At 44.9% G+C, this 15,818-nt stretch carries 13 protein-coding genes; 3 read left to right on the forward strand and 10 right to left on the reverse strand.

Annotation, left to right across the window (positions count from 1 at the left end; translation table 11 throughout):
* Positions 1 to 50: 50 nt before the first annotated feature.
* The 7 genes from LZG73_RS12970 to LZG73_RS13000 form a co-directional block, all read right to left on the reverse strand.
* Positions 51 to 1,202, reverse strand: coding sequence for a hypothetical protein (locus LZG73_RS12970; RefSeq protein ID WP_233850004.1), 1,152 nt, complete (start codon positions 1,200 to 1,202; stop codon positions 51 to 53).
* A 97-nt stretch (positions 1,203 to 1,299) separates the two neighbouring features.
* Positions 1,300 to 1,896 (reverse strand): hypothetical protein, encoded by a 597-nt coding sequence (locus LZG73_RS12975; protein WP_233850006.1) that lies wholly within the window; start codon positions 1,894 to 1,896, stop codon positions 1,300 to 1,302.
* A 21-nt stretch (positions 1,897 to 1,917) separates the two neighbouring features.
* Positions 1,918 to 2,466: a thermonuclease family protein gene (locus LZG73_RS12980; protein ID WP_233850008.1), complete on the reverse strand. Its 549-nt coding sequence runs from the start codon at positions 2,464 to 2,466 to the stop codon at positions 1,918 to 1,920.
* A gap of 2 nt (positions 2,467 to 2,468) precedes the next feature.
* Positions 2,469 to 2,894, reverse strand: coding sequence for a hypothetical protein (locus tag LZG73_RS12985; RefSeq protein WP_233850010.1), 426 nt, complete (start codon positions 2,892 to 2,894; stop codon positions 2,469 to 2,471).
* A gap of 19 nt (positions 2,895 to 2,913) precedes the next feature.
* Positions 2,914 to 4,146: a sulfite oxidase gene (locus LZG73_RS12990; protein WP_233850012.1), complete on the reverse strand. Its 1,233-nt coding sequence runs from the start codon at positions 4,144 to 4,146 to the stop codon at positions 2,914 to 2,916.
* A 215-nt stretch (positions 4,147 to 4,361) separates the two neighbouring features.
* Positions 4,362 to 5,153 carry a ferritin-like domain-containing protein gene (locus LZG73_RS12995; protein ID WP_233850020.1) on the reverse strand — a complete coding sequence of 264 codons (792 nt, stop codon included), beginning with the start codon at positions 5,151 to 5,153 and terminating at the stop codon, positions 4,362 to 4,364.
* 28 nt (positions 5,154 to 5,181) lie between these two features.
* Complete coding sequence (locus LZG73_RS13000) at positions 5,182 to 5,907, reverse strand: ferritin-like domain-containing protein (RefSeq protein ID WP_233850022.1); 726 nt, start codon at positions 5,905 to 5,907, stop codon at positions 5,182 to 5,184.
* A 576-nt stretch (positions 5,908 to 6,483) separates the two neighbouring features.
* On the opposite strand from LZG73_RS13000, the gene LZG73_RS13005 reads away from it, so the two are divergent.
* A complete protein-coding gene (locus LZG73_RS13005) occupies positions 6,484 to 6,780 on the forward strand; it encodes a hypothetical protein (RefSeq protein ID WP_233850024.1) in 297 nt (98 codons plus the stop codon).
* A gap of 131 nt (positions 6,781 to 6,911) precedes the next feature.
* Positions 6,912 to 8,282 carry a sigma-54 dependent transcriptional regulator gene (locus LZG73_RS13010; protein ID WP_233850026.1) on the forward strand — a complete coding sequence of 457 codons (1,371 nt, stop codon included), beginning with the start codon at positions 6,912 to 6,914 and terminating at the stop codon, positions 8,280 to 8,282.
* Here the strand turns inward: LZG73_RS13010 and LZG73_RS13015 are convergent.
* From LZG73_RS13015 to LZG73_RS13025, 3 genes are all read right to left on the reverse strand, one after another.
* On the reverse strand, positions 8,270 to 10,810 hold the full coding sequence (locus LZG73_RS13015) for a hybrid sensor histidine kinase/response regulator (RefSeq protein ID WP_233850028.1): 2,541 nt from the start codon (positions 10,808 to 10,810) through the stop codon (positions 8,270 to 8,272). The two genes, LZG73_RS13010 and LZG73_RS13015, sit on opposite strands and share 13 nt — an antisense overlap.
* Before the next feature lie 209 nt (positions 10,811 to 11,019).
* A complete protein-coding gene (locus tag LZG73_RS13020; RefSeq protein WP_233850030.1) occupies positions 11,020 to 12,978 on the reverse strand; it encodes a c-type cytochrome in 1,959 nt (652 codons plus the stop codon).
* Between the two features lie 24 nt (positions 12,979 to 13,002).
* Positions 13,003 to 14,847, reverse strand: a complete 1,845-nt coding sequence (locus tag LZG73_RS13025; RefSeq protein WP_233850032.1) for a family 16 glycoside hydrolase — start codon at positions 14,845 to 14,847, stop codon at positions 13,003 to 13,005.
* A gap of 195 nt (positions 14,848 to 15,042) precedes the next feature.
* Here LZG73_RS13025 and LZG73_RS13030 point away from each other — a divergent pair, with 195 nt between their 5' ends.
* On the forward strand, positions 15,043 to 15,807 hold the full coding sequence (locus LZG73_RS13030; protein WP_233850034.1) for a DUF1080 domain-containing protein: 765 nt from the start codon (positions 15,043 to 15,045) through the stop codon (positions 15,805 to 15,807).
* Positions 15,808 to 15,818: the final 11 nt, after the last annotated feature.

A 15,818-nucleotide genomic window follows, 5' to 3' on the forward strand; every position in this document is an offset into this window, starting at 1 on the left:
GTTCTTGGTAAATTATTAGGCATTAAGCGAAAAAGCCATGCCTGTGAGGGTTATTCCCTGCTTTTCCGGATCAGGTTAAGCTGTCTGCTCGTCAGCTCGTTTTTCATGCGACGGGCCAGATAAAATTCACTTTCAAAGAGTTTTACCAGCATATCCCTTTTCGCATTCAGCCTGTCGCGTTCGGTTTCGGCGGCGCTTTGCTCACGCAGGATCTGCCATTTTTTCACCCTAAGCTCGTCAATTTCCTGTTGCAAAGTCAGACATTCCGTTTCCCAGTTATAGTTGTTGTCTGTGAGGTTTTTGCTGTCCGTTTGAATATTAAGCCAAGCTTGCATATCGTTGCGAAGCACCGTAATGTTGCTCAGCAAAAGTTTTCCTGCGAACATGAAAAGGAAGAATACGAACACAAACAGCGCAAATGCCTGCCACCAGGTTTGGTGTGGGATGACATTGGCAAACACAAACAAGGCGGCAGCAAACGGAAGTCCGATTTCTTCCAATAACGATTTCCAGGTCACGCGCGATTCAGTGTCATGGAACAATGAGATTTTGCCAAACAAGCTGAACATTCCTGCCAGAAACACGCCCAGCGCAATCCATGAATTGTCATTGAACTCCGGTTTCAAAGATTCTCTGATCAGGAAGAAGTTGCCAATGCACATGGCAATGCAAAGCGTGATTCCGATCAATGTGCGGGGCAAGTGATGGACGCGTTCAGCGTTGGTGACTGGGCTTTTTAGTTTGTCCTTTAATTCCTCAATGCGGTCATTTTTCTGCCCTATAAAAAGGTTAAGTTCCTGAATGCGTTCGTTATGCTGCTCAATGTTGGCAATGTGTCCGGCTGTAAGGTTGGAGAAATATTTTTGAATAATATCGGTTTTCTCATTGGGGTCGGATTCCGAAAGTCCAAACAAAACGCCTTCGTCGCGCAATGTGTCTTCATCTTCCAGCCAATATGGAATGCTGACTTCTACTTTCTGGATTTCCGGCGTTTCTATGAAAACGGGTCGTTGCTGCGGCTGCGGTTGCGCCACAACAGGACGAAGTTCCTGAGCGGTTGAAGTGACGTTGTTTGGATAAGTAAGTTCGGGGGGAGAGTTAGGCGTTGTTTCATCTTCAACAGGCTCATCATCGTAGTATTGGTCCGTATCGGATGGCTTGGGGCGGAACCAGTTCGCAATCAGTTCAGTCAATTTTGACATAGTTTTTCATGGGTTAGCCTGCGATTATCCATGAAAACAGAGAAGATTGCTACATTATTGTGATGATCGGCCATTAAAAAAGCTAACATCCTCGCAATTAGGACATTTCAAACATCTTCTTTAAAGCCTGCCATAGTTTTTTCTTCAAATCACGATCTGCTTCAATGACAGGAAGCGGATCAGTCAAAAGGAACCAAACGCCTTCCACCAGTTTTGGTGTGTAAGGAATCAGTAGAAGGTCCAGATGGAGCTTGATGAGCGGGACGCCGAATGTGATAAAGAAATTGGTTTGCTTCTCGGACAGCACTTTTCTGGCGTCCGGGCCTTTCAGAAAACTGTAATTAATGATGTCAGCTTTGTCAATTGAATGTCCGACTGCTTTTAAAATATTATCCAAAAACACGGATTCAGACGAGTCAACCTGCTTTTGCTTCGGCTCATCGATCAAGATGAGAATGCTGTGCTGCAATGTTGGGAAAATCGCTGCTGGCGGCGGTGCGGGCGTTGGCTTGGAATCGGGTTGCAGAGTTGGATTGTCAGCGGTTAGGAGCGCGGGCGCCGTTTGCTTTGCCTGAGCTGGTTCTGCTGCAACCGTTTGCACTTCCGATTTTTCGCTGATTACGAAGTCTGAATCCAGTCGGAACAAAGTTTCGTTCTGGTAAAGAATTTGGTAAAGTGCAGCAGATGATGACATTAGGGAAAGTTTGATTAAATCTTAAAGCACACCAAAGATAGAAGTTGGCTGACTCCAAATGCCCACTTTTTGCTTTTTCGCCTGAATTTCCAAATTCGCGTATTCAATGCTTTTCGAATATTTCTTGAAATGAACGGCCAGTCCTTTCTTTACCAGTTCTTTATTCAAAATCCGTCCATTCGGCAGCACGACTTCGCCGAGTAACCTGCCATATTTATCAAAATCACCCGAATGCTTGATTGTCACCGTTTTACGAAAGCATAAGTCGCTGGTAAATTGTTTGGCGACTTTGTAATAAGGTTTGCCGCGCTCGGGGCAGTTTACATGCAAAAGTCTGATCCTGACTGGTTTTCCCATTCTATGACCGGCCTTTTTTCCGTTGAAAACAAATTTTAGTTCAATTGTATCACCATCCTGAATCCCAATCACTTCGGCCTTTAACGGGCTCGGTAACGTGTTGCTTTTCTGAATGATGTCATTTTGAAGACGAAGTGCATTGTTATTGGTAAAAGATGAAAGCGCGATAATCAGCGCAAGGGCAATCAGGCAATTGTATTTAACTCTACTCACTATTATTTTTCTTCAAGCTTGTACCATTTAATGTCTTTTAGCGGCTTTCTGCGCGCCGCTGAGGCGGTGGGGGCGTAATGTTTTTCGAGATAATCCAGAACTTGTTTTTCTGTTTCTCCCAAGTTCCACAGATTATGATTCGCCTGCATCCACCTGATTTTTTGCTTCCATCCGTCACGTGTAAAGCGGTTGGCAATAATCAGCTTGGATGAATGGCAGCTAATGCATTGCGCCTTGACCATATACAGGTTTTCATCTGCAACAAGTCCCGTTTCAGCATCCTTTTTGAGCGTGTCCGCCAGCATAGGAAGCGGCATACTTTGTTGTTGCGATTCCGGCAGATCGGCACGGAAAGCATTGGACATTAATCCTAATGACAGGAAAAGCGCCACGATGATGCCCACTTTTATATTTTTTATCAATTGCATTTCTTGGATTTTTACAAAACTAGCCCACTTTAACTGCAATGCGTTCGCAGGCATTGTTCAAATAACCACCCGGATTCCAGGTCGGAGTCACCATTGGCTGCGCATTGCCCTTATCGTCAGTCGCTTTTGCCCACACTTCGTAATAACCTTTGGAAGGGAATTTCAGTTTGGCAGACCATTGCTGCCAGGCCAGGCGGTTCGCGGGTGATTCGAGCTTACATTCTTTCCAGGTTGCGCCAAAATCAATGGAAACTTCCATTTTTTTAATTGAATGATCACCTGCCCACGCATGCCCACGCAAAGATAATTCTGCGTCAGTTGCAATCATTGCACCCGATTTCGGATAAGTGATCAATGACTTCACAGGCATTGATTCAATGATTTTGAAATATTCGTCCGTTTGCGGAACATCTTCACCCGGCGCAACCGGACTTTTCGGCATTTTGTAACTATGGCCTTCCATTTTCGCGCCGTCGTGCACTTTGTTACGCACCGAAATCCGGCTGATCCATTTTCCGGAAACCGAAGCAGGCCAGCCGCCGATTACCAATCTTAACGGATAACCGTGAAATTCAGGAAGATCTTTTCCATTCAATTGCCAGGCAAGCAATGTCTCGTCTTCCAATGCCTTTGCCATCGGCACACCTCTTGAAATCGCCTCTTTTTTCGGGTCTTTGCTCAAATGCAGATCTTTTCCGTGGTAACCAATGTAGACTGCGTCATCTTTAATGCCCGCATCGGCCAAAATATCTTTCAGCCTTACGCCCGTCCACTCCGCGCAATGCACCGCACCTTGTCCCCATTGATTTCCCGAAGCCTGCGGCTGAAATCCCGAACGGCCATTGCCGCCACATTCGAGCACCAGTTGATATGTGTGCGTTTTAAAGCGCTTTTTCAGATCTGCAAGCGTGTAGGTTTTGGTAGTTTTGACAGATTCGCCGTCAATCGTTAATGTCCAGGAACTCGCATCAATCTTTTCAGGAACGAGGCCATTGTTTCTGATAAACATTTTCTCAACCGGCGTAACTTTGTCATCCAGCAAATGCACGGGCGATTCCACATTCCAGGGCTTGTCTCCCTGCACGATCATTTCCGGGCTTTTGCCCTTCAACGCATCGTTCTCGTCCAAGAATAAAGGCACGTAGCCTTCCGGCATTCTGTCAGCAAACACAATGTTAGTCCCCAGTGCAGTGGCTAGCGCCGCAATGCTGCCTTGCTTCAAAAAGCCACGTCTGTTAAATGCAGAATTCATTTTTCGGTTCAGAAATAGTTCAGAATATCAACGGTCGAATTTACGTAAACGATATTGGTAAAGCATGTGAATGTCCCTATTTAAGGGATATTTAATAAAAAAGAGGCCGTCCACCGGACAGCCTCTCGCTTCACAATAATAGTGTGTACTGACACTTAGAACATTACGTTCACTTTAAAAAAGTGCATGCATACGTTCAACAGGGGAGAATCTACTTATGCCTTGATAAACGGACCTGCAATTGCAAGCACCGCTTCTTTTGTCAATGGTTCATCAAATGCTTCTGAAATAGCCGCATCCGATTTTGAAGCCAGGCCTTTCAGGTTCACACCGCCTTGCGTCAGGTTGTCTTCACCAGCGTAAATCGCTGGAACTGCGCCTTCTTTTCCTGTAATCCAGCCTTTCATAGCTGGGTTAGCAGTGACTGTTGCCGCCAATCTGCGTGCAATCGCCGCGTGGCGTGCTTCAACAGAGTGAACTTGCAATGCGTATTCCAAAATCTGCGGATCAGCAAGCAATTCGCCAGCTTGTCCTTTGTATGCACGCACACCTGTGTCTTCCAATGCGCTGGAAACGGTCACGAATGTTTTGTAATTGGTAAATACATCAGCAAATGCGCCGCCGTATTTGAAATCAAAAGTTGGTTTTTTGATCGCTTTTGCACCCAAAGCTTTCACAAGGAATGCAACGTGCTGTGTTTCGTGCTTGCCAATTTGTGTGAAAATCACTTTATCAGAAGCCGGGATCAAACCTGCGGCAGCGTTACCCGCTTTGTAAAATTCGTCTTCCAGATATTCGAGCGTCAAAGCGTAGTTCAACACGTCAACTGCCTTTGCAGACTGCGCATATGCTTTGTTTACGATCGAAGCAAATACAGTAGGGATTGCAACTGTTGCCAGTTTACTACCAATTCTGTTCATAAAATGACGGCGTGTGGCATATTCGATTCGGCCAGCTGCATCTCCGTCAATTTTTTGAAAATCATCTATTATTTTGAAAATATCCATTGTTTCTGAGTCAAAATTTGTGTTGAAATTATTTACCTACGTTCGCTCCTGTGATCGTATCTTTCACATAGCCCTTCACAGCTGCTAGAATGTCAGCAGGTGCAACAGCTTTGTCGAATCCGTCGCCGTTGATGATGTCATCACCAGCAAAATCAGCAGATTTAGGATTGATCAGGTCGCGAATAACCGCAGCGTGGCGCGCTTCTACGGAAACGATTTTTCCGGCAAGCAGTAAATATCCACCGTCTTTGATAAGCTTTCCTGCACCGTTATATGCAGCTACACCAGTATCTTCAAATAATTTGGCAGCGCCTAAAACCGCGTCGCGTTTTGTAAAATCAATGGCAGCAAAGTTTGGTGTCAGACCTTTAATCGCCTTGTCGCCCAATGCAGTTTTGAAAAAATCGCGGTGAATTACTTCGTGGTCACGGATGTCAGTAAGAATGGTCTTCTCAGCGTCCGTCATGCCAGCATATGGCGTTGCAATCACCTGTGTATAAAATGCAGCTTCCAATTGTTCAAGAGCGTATGCATAGTTCAATACACCAACATCTCCCGTTCCCAAGTCTACCGCATCGCCTGTTCCCGGGATCATTGGATCCGGATCGTCGTCGTTACAAGCAGCACTTAGTACGATTGTTCCCAGAGATGTGGCCAATCCGGCAGAACGCAAAAACAAACGTCTGTTGACTACTGACGTGATTTCTCCCGCTTTTTCTTCGGAGTTGTTTTTTGATTTCATTATTCTGTTCATAGCAATAAAGGTTTCTTAATGTTCCTTTCGTTTATCGAAAGATTTAACAGACCTACGACCTCATTTTTGCTTTAGATCAAAACAATTGAAAAAAGGAATGAAGAAGTTGCACTGGAGGGCAAACAAAAAGAGCCTATTGCTAGGCTCCTGATGCTTTCAGACTAATCGATATTTGATTAATAACGCTGAGTAAATAATGCTTGCAGAAAAATGAAAACCTATTGTTGACTTAGAGATGCTAATTTTGTCTTGTAGAATTTATTGTATATATGTTGTAGAAATAATCCTCTCAAATATAATGTAATTTGCGGGATACACGAAACATTATTGTAAAATAGTTCATATATATTTTTAAGTATTCCTGCCCGTTGTCAGGTTGATTTTCAGACTACATAGGCTCACAACTGACGCTTAATCGTACAGGTTGTAGAAATATTAAACAGCGAACTCTGAAACGGCGTTTATCATTCAATTTGTTAATATCTGATTATCAACTTAATTTGTCAATACTAAAAACACGTAATGCAGTGGTTCAATATTCATTTACACAGGCTTATAACGTATATTAATAAGATCATGAGAAAACTGATATTATCTGCAATGCTTTTAGGTCTGGCAGGAATTATAAAAATCAATGCCGCGCCCGTGACCATGACTGTTGTTGTGAAGCAAGATAAAGTCGCTGTGCGGCCCGATGATTTGCCCGAAGCTGTTAAGAATGCGTTGTCAAGCGACGCTTATTCCGGATGGCAGGTTACGAGCGCGTTTTTGGTCACCAGAGAGGACAATTCTCAATATTTTGAAATCAATGCAAAGAAGGCTGAGCAAACGACAGTCATTAATATGGATAAATACGGAAAGAAAGTTGATTGAAAGATTTCTGTTAATATTTGTTAGTTCAAAATGAAAAGCCGGAGAATTCTCCGGCTTTTTGGCGTTTGTTTTTATAATTTTACGTCCCCCGACTCGTTTATTAGTATTTATTTTTGATAATTTAAATTTCCATGGCTAACCTGCTCCTTGTTGAAGACGATACCACATTTTCTAAGCTGCTCAGTAATTTTCTCGGCAAGCATGGTCATCAGGTTAAAGTCTGCTCCAATATAAAAGAAGCCAGGGAAGCGCTCAGGACCAATGATTCCAATGAAGCTTATGAAGTGCTCATGCTGGATTATCGCCTGCCCGACGGCAACTCGGTCGATTTTCTAAAAGCACTCAGAAGCGAGGGCAACCGCACTGCCGCATTTATCATGACCAGCTTTCATGATGTCCGCACGGCCGTTACAGCCATGCAGATCGGCGCTTTCGATTACATTACCAAACCGGTGAATCCTGAGGAGTTGCTCATGGTGCTGCGGGAAGCGCTTAACAAGTCGGAAACAGGCAATGTCAAAGCCGCTCCGAAGTCCAAATCCAATGCGAAAGCAGACAAACAGGCATTGGAATTCATCGAAGGCAAGTCCAAGATTTCTAAACAATTATATGAATATGTCCGCCTGGTTTCCCCGACGGATATGTCCGTGATCATTCAAGGTGAAAGCGGAACGGGCAAGGAGCACGTCGCAAAATCCATTCACAGACTTAGCAAACGCAGCAGCGGACCTTTCGTGGCCATTGATTGCGGATCATTGTCCAAGGAACTTGCGGCGAGCGAATTATTTGGTCATAAGAAAGGTGCTTTTACAGGCGCATTGCAGGATAAGATCGGCCAGTTTGAAGCTGCTGACGGAGGAACATTGTTTCTGGATGAAATCGGAAACCTTGGTTATGACGTTCAAATCAAGCTTTTGCGGGCTTTGCAGGAGCGCATCATTGTCCCGATTGGGGCGACGCAGCAAATCAAAGTGGATGTGAGGCTTATTGCGGCAACCAATGAGGATTTAATGGTTAATGCTGCTAACGGCGATTTCAGGGACGACCTTTATCACCGTTTGAATGAATTTAAAATTGAAGTGCCGCCGCTTCGCAAGCGAGGTGAGGACCTGGGCATATTTATTCAACATTTTGTAGAAAAAGCGAACGAAGAACTGGGCCGCAATGTGCGGGAATTGTCAAAAGAAGTGATGGACGTTTTTCACAAATATGACTGGCCTGGAAACTTACGCGAACTGAACAATGTGATTAAACGCCTTGTGCTTTTGTCAAAAGAAGAGGTTGCGACGCTGAGTGCTTTGCCGGCAGAAATGATCACGGCAATGGAATATCAGCAAAAACCAACTGGCTCAGACCTCAAAGCATTGCAGGAAACACATGAAAAGGAAATGATTGAAAAAGTGCTTCAAGAAGTGCGTTACAATAAAAGCAAGGCCGCGAAGCTCCTGAACATTGACCGGAAAACGCTTTATTACAAAATCGAAAAGTATCACATTGAATAAGCAAGCGCTTTTTCTTCCACTTGCTCAATAACGGCAGCTGCGCTTTTGACAATCTGTTTCATCTCGGCTGCTGAAACTTTCGACGGATCTTCCCGCAATGCAATTTCAAACTGCCGGAATTTGTTGGAAAGCGCTCCTGCGCCAATCTGCCCCGTGCGACCCGCCATGCGATGCATGAGCTCCTGCACTTTATCGAATTCGTTTTGATCAATGTAAACATCAAGATCGGCGACGTCGTTTCTGGAATCTTTTACAAATTGTTCCAATATTTCCCTGAGCAGACTTTCATCGCCAAAAGTCATTTCGTTGAGTGTGGAAAAATCGAGCGCGGGCAAGTTATCAGATTGAGATTCTGTTAATATTGAAACATTAGAAGATGAAGCTTCGAGCAATTCAAGCAGCTCGTTAGAATGGAACGGTTTCATTAAAAGTCCGTCAAAACCCATCCCTAGCATCCCTTTTCGCTCTTCCGGCAGCGCCTGCGCCGTGATTACGAAAAACTTGACATCATCATTTGCTTCCTGACGAAGCCGCTTGCACAGTTCAGCGCCGCTCATGCCCGTCATGCGCATATCGGTCAATACGAACTTCACCTGCTGGTCCCAGGGGCGGCTAAGCACTTCCTCTGCTGAGGAGAAACATGTATGCGCGATGCCATTCATTTCAAGAACGGACGAGCACCATTTGAGAATAAACGCATCATCATCCACAAGCCAGACTTTCCCGGCAACGTGATAGTTTCTATTGTGGGTTTCGTCCGGCGCTATTTCAATTGTTTCCGCTTTTTTCATACGAACGGTTACAAAAAAAGTCGTGCCTTTACCTAATGTGCTTTTCACTTTAATATTCCCCGACATGCCTTCGACCAATGCCTTTACAATGCTGAGACCGAGGCCCGTGCCGCCATATTTTCGCGAAATGGATGGATCGGCCTGCTCAAACTGGTTAAACACACGCTGCACCTGATCGGGAGACAAGCCTATGCCCGTATCCGCAATTTGGAATTCAATTTCAAGGTCATTTTCACTTTCAAAATTGGTAACACGAAGCACAACTTCACCTGTTTCTGTGAACTTGATGGCATTGGTCAGCAGGTTATAGAGGATCTGTCGCAGCCGGAAGGGGTCCCCATTCAAATACAGATTTGAAGAAAGACTGTTTTCCATCGACAGTTTCAGCCCCTTCGAAGTTGCCGTAGGACGCAGCATTTGAATCACTTCATTGAGCAACGGCGTAATCGCAAATGTTCTTTCTTCGAATGTAAACCTGTCGGAAATGATGCGGCTGTAATCCAGCACTTCATTCACCAGATGCAGCAAATGTTCGGACGCAGAATGCAATGTTTCCAGATCTTGCCGTTTTGGCTTTTCATCCTTTTTCAGCGCTTCGGTGTAACCAATGATCGATTGGAGCGGCGTGCGGATTTCATGGCTCATATTGGATAAAAACCGCTGTTTGGCCATGCTGTGATATTCAGCTTCCTCTTTCGCTTCTTCCAACTGGCTTCTGTATTCATTGCTTTTGGAAATATCGGTGAAGATCAGATAAGCAAGCAGCGCAGTCAGGAAAAAGAATCCTAACATAATGTATTCCAATGTGTTAATGCTGCCGGCAACCAGATTTTTGGATCGTGAACCTTCCAGATTGGATTCTTTCAGCACTTCGGCTTCCACTTTTTGCATAACGTCCAGCAGCTGCTTCACCAGGGAATTGCCTGCGGAAGCAAGTTCCTGCTCTCTGTCAACAAAACTGGTTGTCCTTATCTTTTGAGATTTCTCAATGGCATGGACCGCCTCGCCGACCTTCTCAATCGTGCTGTCTTCCAGCGCAACGGTTAATGTGTCAACTTCGACGTTCACTTCCTGTTTTTGCACCACTTTTGGCGGTGGAGGCGGTGCATTTTTCTTGACCTTTTTTGAACCTCCAAACATCCTGCCGAAAAATCCCTTCTTCTCAATGGCTTGCTGGGATGAATCAGGCACTTCGGTGTAAACAGTCGTGGTTGTGGTCCTTTTTTCCGTTTTGACAACCGTGCTGTCCGGTTTCAGTTTCGTTGTTGTAATCAGTCCTGAAATGGATTTTACCTCTTCTTCAAGATCCTTGTTATTGACCAGTTTGGAGCGCACTTTAACATAATGTCCATATATTTTTTCCCGTTGCTGCAGGATTTTTTTCATGGAATCAATGCGAATGATCTGTTGCGGATCTTCAATGCTCATAATGCTCAGCGAATCGAGCGTGGCAATCAGCTCCTGCGACTGGGCGAGGACCTGTTCACTTCTTTCTTCGCCCTTTAATGTGCGTGTATTTTGTAAATGATCAAGCTGGAGAATGTTTTTGAAGATCTTGTTGACCATCCGGAGCTTATCGTTCGGGGTCGAAATTACTTCCAGCTTTCCAAGCATATCTTCAAAAGCATGTTTGCTAATGATCCACGAAGCACCCAGGGCAAGCGAAGCCAGGAGAAATCCCAGCAAGACTTTTCCCTTGACTGATTTTATGAAAGATAGGTCACGAAAAGCGGACATATTAATTATTGGGCTATGCAAGATCAATTAACGCATTTTGATTGCAAAAGTTACAATTCCAATGCATCTGTCTGATTTATAACGTGAATATACGGCATTATAAGTCAATTGTTACATTCCCACAGGCACAGAAAAAGGCTGCCCCGAACATGCGGAGCAGCCTTGATATTTGTATTGAAAGAACACACGCTGATGCGAAATGTTCTTGATTATTTGCCAAGGGAATTAATCCAGGCAGCGATTTTTGCAGCCTCAGCTTTTGGAACTTGTGGCATTGGAGCCATTGGTGTTGCAAAATCAGGCCAGTTTTCTGGCTTGGGATTGTAAATCAAATCAACGATTTTCTCATTGCTGTATTTGCGTTTCGCAACATCCTGGTAAGATGGTCCAACCACTTTTTTGTCAGCTGCGTGGCAGGCCAGGCAAGTATTTTTCTCCAAAAGCGGCTTCACTTCCGCCCAGGTTGGCGCTTTTGCAACAGATGCTTTGCCAGCAGGCGCTTTGCCTTTTCCGTCAGGAGAAACATGCTCTTTTTCAGGTGTAGTAACTGTCGCAGCAGCTGCACTTCCAGAATTTGCCGAGCCAGAACGGGTCGTTTTCAATTCGGAGACTTTCAGTTTTTCACCGTCAGGAATGTTATTCAATGTGTAGTAAGCATCAGCATGAACAAGCGACCAGCTGTTTGTGGCAGCACGCACGCCTTCCAACTGGATTTTATGCACATAATATTGACGAATGCCATCCAGCACAATCCTTACTTTTTTAGCGTCGTCAGAAACTTTCACACCCACCACTTTCACATCTTTCGTGTCGATAGGAGGACTTCCGTAAACAGGATAATGTTTGTATAAATAGCTGCTTACTTTATAAGAATCAAGATCTTCTGCTGATTTGCGATCAACTGGCATCGTGAATTCGATCTCAAAACCGTCAGGCTGCGCTTTTACGGTGTACATTTCAAATGGCATTTTACCATTCCAAACCAAACGCTGCAAGCCCTGATTCGCATCACCCGCCGAACCCCAGCCACGGTTGGTTTCACCAACGAACATAGAACCGTCTTTATCAAAAGCCATCCGCAAAACGCCAGACTGGAAACCGCTGCGGAAACCAATGCTCGCGCCTTGATATTCGCCTTTTACTTTTTCCAAAACAATGCGCATAATGTTGCTTTGTCCCTGATCACCCACAAAAACCTGTCCCGTAAATGGTCCGAAATTGCCTTGCGTGTTGTCCAGAATTAGCTCAGAAGTAGAGACTCCGTGCACACCATAAGGCAACCAAACAGCCGGAAGCTGCACCATATCGTATTTTTCTTTCAATTGATAAAGGAATTGTGGCGCTTCGTTCCCCGTGTTTTCCGGCTTGATCGCGCGTCCTTTGTCATCTTTGTTCTGGCGGTTGTCGCGCTCAGCGAAGAATTGTTTTTCAGTCAGCTTAACAGGCGAATTTGGCAAACCAGCCCATTTCAAACCAGCCGGGTGGCCCATGAAGCCGCCTTTTTTAACCTGGAAAATAGCGCCTGTTCCCATCCAGTCACCCTGGTTGTCTGTGTAAAACAATTCGCCGTTCAACATGCTGATTCCCGCAGGGGAGCGAACGCCTGTTGCGTATGGTTCGTATTTCCCGTCGTTTGTAATGTGAAAAATCCAGCCACGGCCTGGGACACGGCTTTCGCCTCTCCACCATTCTTCGTCACCAAATGCTACGTTACCACTCACAAAAAAGCTTCCGTCCGGCGCCAGTTTCGGGCCAAAGGAATATTCGTGATAATGTCCGGATAATGGCCATGCGTAAACGGTTTCGTAAACATCCGCTTTGCCGTCGCCGTTTTTATCAATCAGCTTGGTAAGCTCGCCACGCTGTGCGCAATACAATGCACCTTCTTTGTAAGCTAGCCCCAGAATTTCATGCAAACCGGTCGCAAATTTCCTGAAAAATGGCGTGCGACTTGTTGGGTTATCCACAATCCAGACTTCTCCGCGGCGTGTAGAAATAGCCAAAGAACCGTTTGGCATTGTGGTTAATCCGCCTACTTCCAGGATAATTCCTTCGGGAATGGGCGGGGTGATGATTTTATAAAAGTCTTCTTCTTTCGGTGATTCCTGCGCTTGAAGCATTGAAATCGTTGCCAGAAGAGCAAAGGCTATGTGAGCAATTTTTTTCATTATGTATTGAATAATAGGGATTTATCAGAAAAGGATCGAATATTTAACTTCACCGTTTGTAACAGGCACCAACAACTCCTGTGTGCCATCGGCGCTTCTGATCTCAGGTTTCACACTCTTGTCAGCCAGTTGAATGTAATAGGACTTGTTATCAACGGCGTAAAGTCCGTCGGAGATTTTTTCAATGTTCGCTCCGTCAGCCAGTCTTGCCACAAGATCTTTCGCCGGGTTGTTCACTTTAATGATCCTTTCGAAAAACTGATTGTTATTTACAGAAATGTAATCTGTCACAGTTGAGCCAAATGCCTGATATTGGAAAGTAGGCACATCCTGATCGTCCAGCACATAACCTTTTGGGCGGTAACCGCTGCCGGTTGTGTCTGCCTGCCATTTTCCTTTTGCAGATTTACCAAGGATCATGTCATCACCCAGCAATGTTACGCTTCCTCTTGGTTTCGAAGAACCATCGCCGCGGTCGTGCCACATTGGAGTTGCATCCAGGAATTCACCGCGCCAAACTTGCAAAACAGCGCCTTTGTCCAAATCATAAGTGTAATGCAAATTTGAAGGACTGCCCACTGACACCGCGTGTACAACACGATGCCCTTTTTCTTTGCCTTTTTTGAAATCCATAAAACTGCGCGTAACATTGTTTGTTCCGGCAGAAATCAGAATCGGATCATTCACACCGCCTGCCATTGCAGAGCTTTTAGAATGGTAAGCCACTTCTCTGAAACCAGGCCCATTGACCCAAAGTCCCAAAACCGGACGCATCCAGCCATCTTTTTTATTGTTGAAAATTTCAATGGTATGATCACCCGCTTTCAGGTTCACTTTGCCTTCACGAAAGTCACTGTTCGATTTCCAAGCTGCATCGATCACATATTTGCCATCGATTTTCAAATAAGAATTTCCTGAAGCTTGTAACTTGAAATTATATTCACCCTCAGTCGGTGCGTTGTAGCGGCCTGTATATACGTAAGAGTAATTGTTGTTCTCTTTTAAAATCTCCCAGCTCAATGATTCGGATTTGCCCGTTTCACTAGGAGTCAGTTTGGAAAGATCTGCTGTTTCCGACAAGTCTCCATAATATGTCTTGTAAGTCAGCTCGGACAGTGTTCCAGGCTTTTTATCAAAATTATTGATAATAATGTTTTTGATCGCCAAAGAACCATGGTCGCCCTGAATGCGGATAGGGCCCATGGCCACATCTTCACCCGTTAATGCACCGCGTGTAGGGCCGCTTACTTCTACATTTTCATGGATCGTAACGCCGTTTAACACAATCGAAAGAAACACTGCATTGGAAGTTTTCTTGCCGTTTGCATCAAAGCGAGGCGCTTGGTAAGAAATCTTGATGTTTTGCCACAAACCAGGTGCTTTGGCAACATTGAAACGGGGCGCATAACCTTCATAACCCTTTTCACCTTCCGGTTTTGAATCATTCCAACGTTCGTAAATTCCGCCGTTATCATTGTATTTGGCAGATTTCTTACCCCAGCTGTCGAAAAGCTGCACTTCGTAATTGCCTTGCAAGTAGATTCCGGAATTGGATCCTTTGGTCAACATGAAATCAAGCTCAATGTCCAGATCGCCGTGTTTGAAATTGGAGATCAGTTCATAGTCGTTGCCATATTTGCCTTTTTCATGTGTACAAGCCAGCACACCTTTTCCAGGCGTCGTGATCAGCACATTTTCTTTGGAAATATCAGCGGATGCGTTGCCAACGATCTTCCAGTTGTTAGACTTGGTTGTAAACGCACTGAGGTCGTTAAGAGGGACAGGTTGCTGTGCATAAGCGGATTGCATAGCAATTGCAGCAATTCCACCCGCAAAGAGCTGGAAAAATGAACGGTTAATTTTAAACATACGTGAAGTAAGCTTGTATCGGTTTATTTGAAACGCCGCGCAGCGAGGGGCATGCGCGGCTGCAAATTACGTGATAAGAATCCAAAAAATCGCATTTAATTAGGTGAGAACCGCGTTTGTTAATGCTTTATACTTAATGTTGTGCTTTGATATTATTTCAATAGTTATTAGACTAAAAACGATTACTTTTTAAAAATGAAAAAACTGATTCTTACCGCGTTCAGCCTTGCAACGGCTTTTGCTGCACACGCTCAATTGCAACCAACTAAGCAAACTCCCGAATCGAGTGAATTGTGGAGCCCGGTTCCTCGTGTTGTAACGCCTGGTAAACCTTCTACGGCTGTTTCAGGTTTTACTGCGCCTTCCGATGCAATCATATTATTTGATGGTAAAAATCTGGATGCCTGGGTTTCCGGCAAGGACGGCAAAACTGCTGCGCCATGGACTGTTGGCGACGGAGCGATAACTGTTGCACCCAAATCCGGCGACATTCAAACGAAACAAACATTTGGCGATTATCAGCTGCACATTGAATGGCGCACGCCTGCGAAAGTGGAAGGAAATAGCCAGGGACGCGGAAACAGCGGGATTTTTATGCAGGGAATCTACGAATTGCAGGTTTTGGACAGCTATAATAACCCAACTTATTCTAACGGACAGGCGGGGTCTATTTACAAGCAAACCATGCCATTGGTAAATGCAGCAGTTGGACCAGGCGAATGGCAAACTTATGACGTTGTTTACACAGCGCCACATTTTAACAAGGACGGTCAAATGACCATTGCTCCCTATATTACAGTGATTCACAATGGTGTTTTGGTTCAAAATCACACCATGATCCAGGGAACAACGCCTTATATTGGTCAGCCAGTGATAGAGCCACACGGCAAAGGCCCGATCAAATTGCAAGATCACAACAACACGACGAGCTTCCGCAATATCTGGATCCGCGAGCTGTAAGCGACGCGCAA

Origin of the sequence: Dyadobacter sp. CY326 (assembly GCF_021390515.1) — a bacterium.
GTDB lineage: Bacteria > Bacteroidota > Bacteroidia > Cytophagales > Spirosomataceae > Dyadobacter.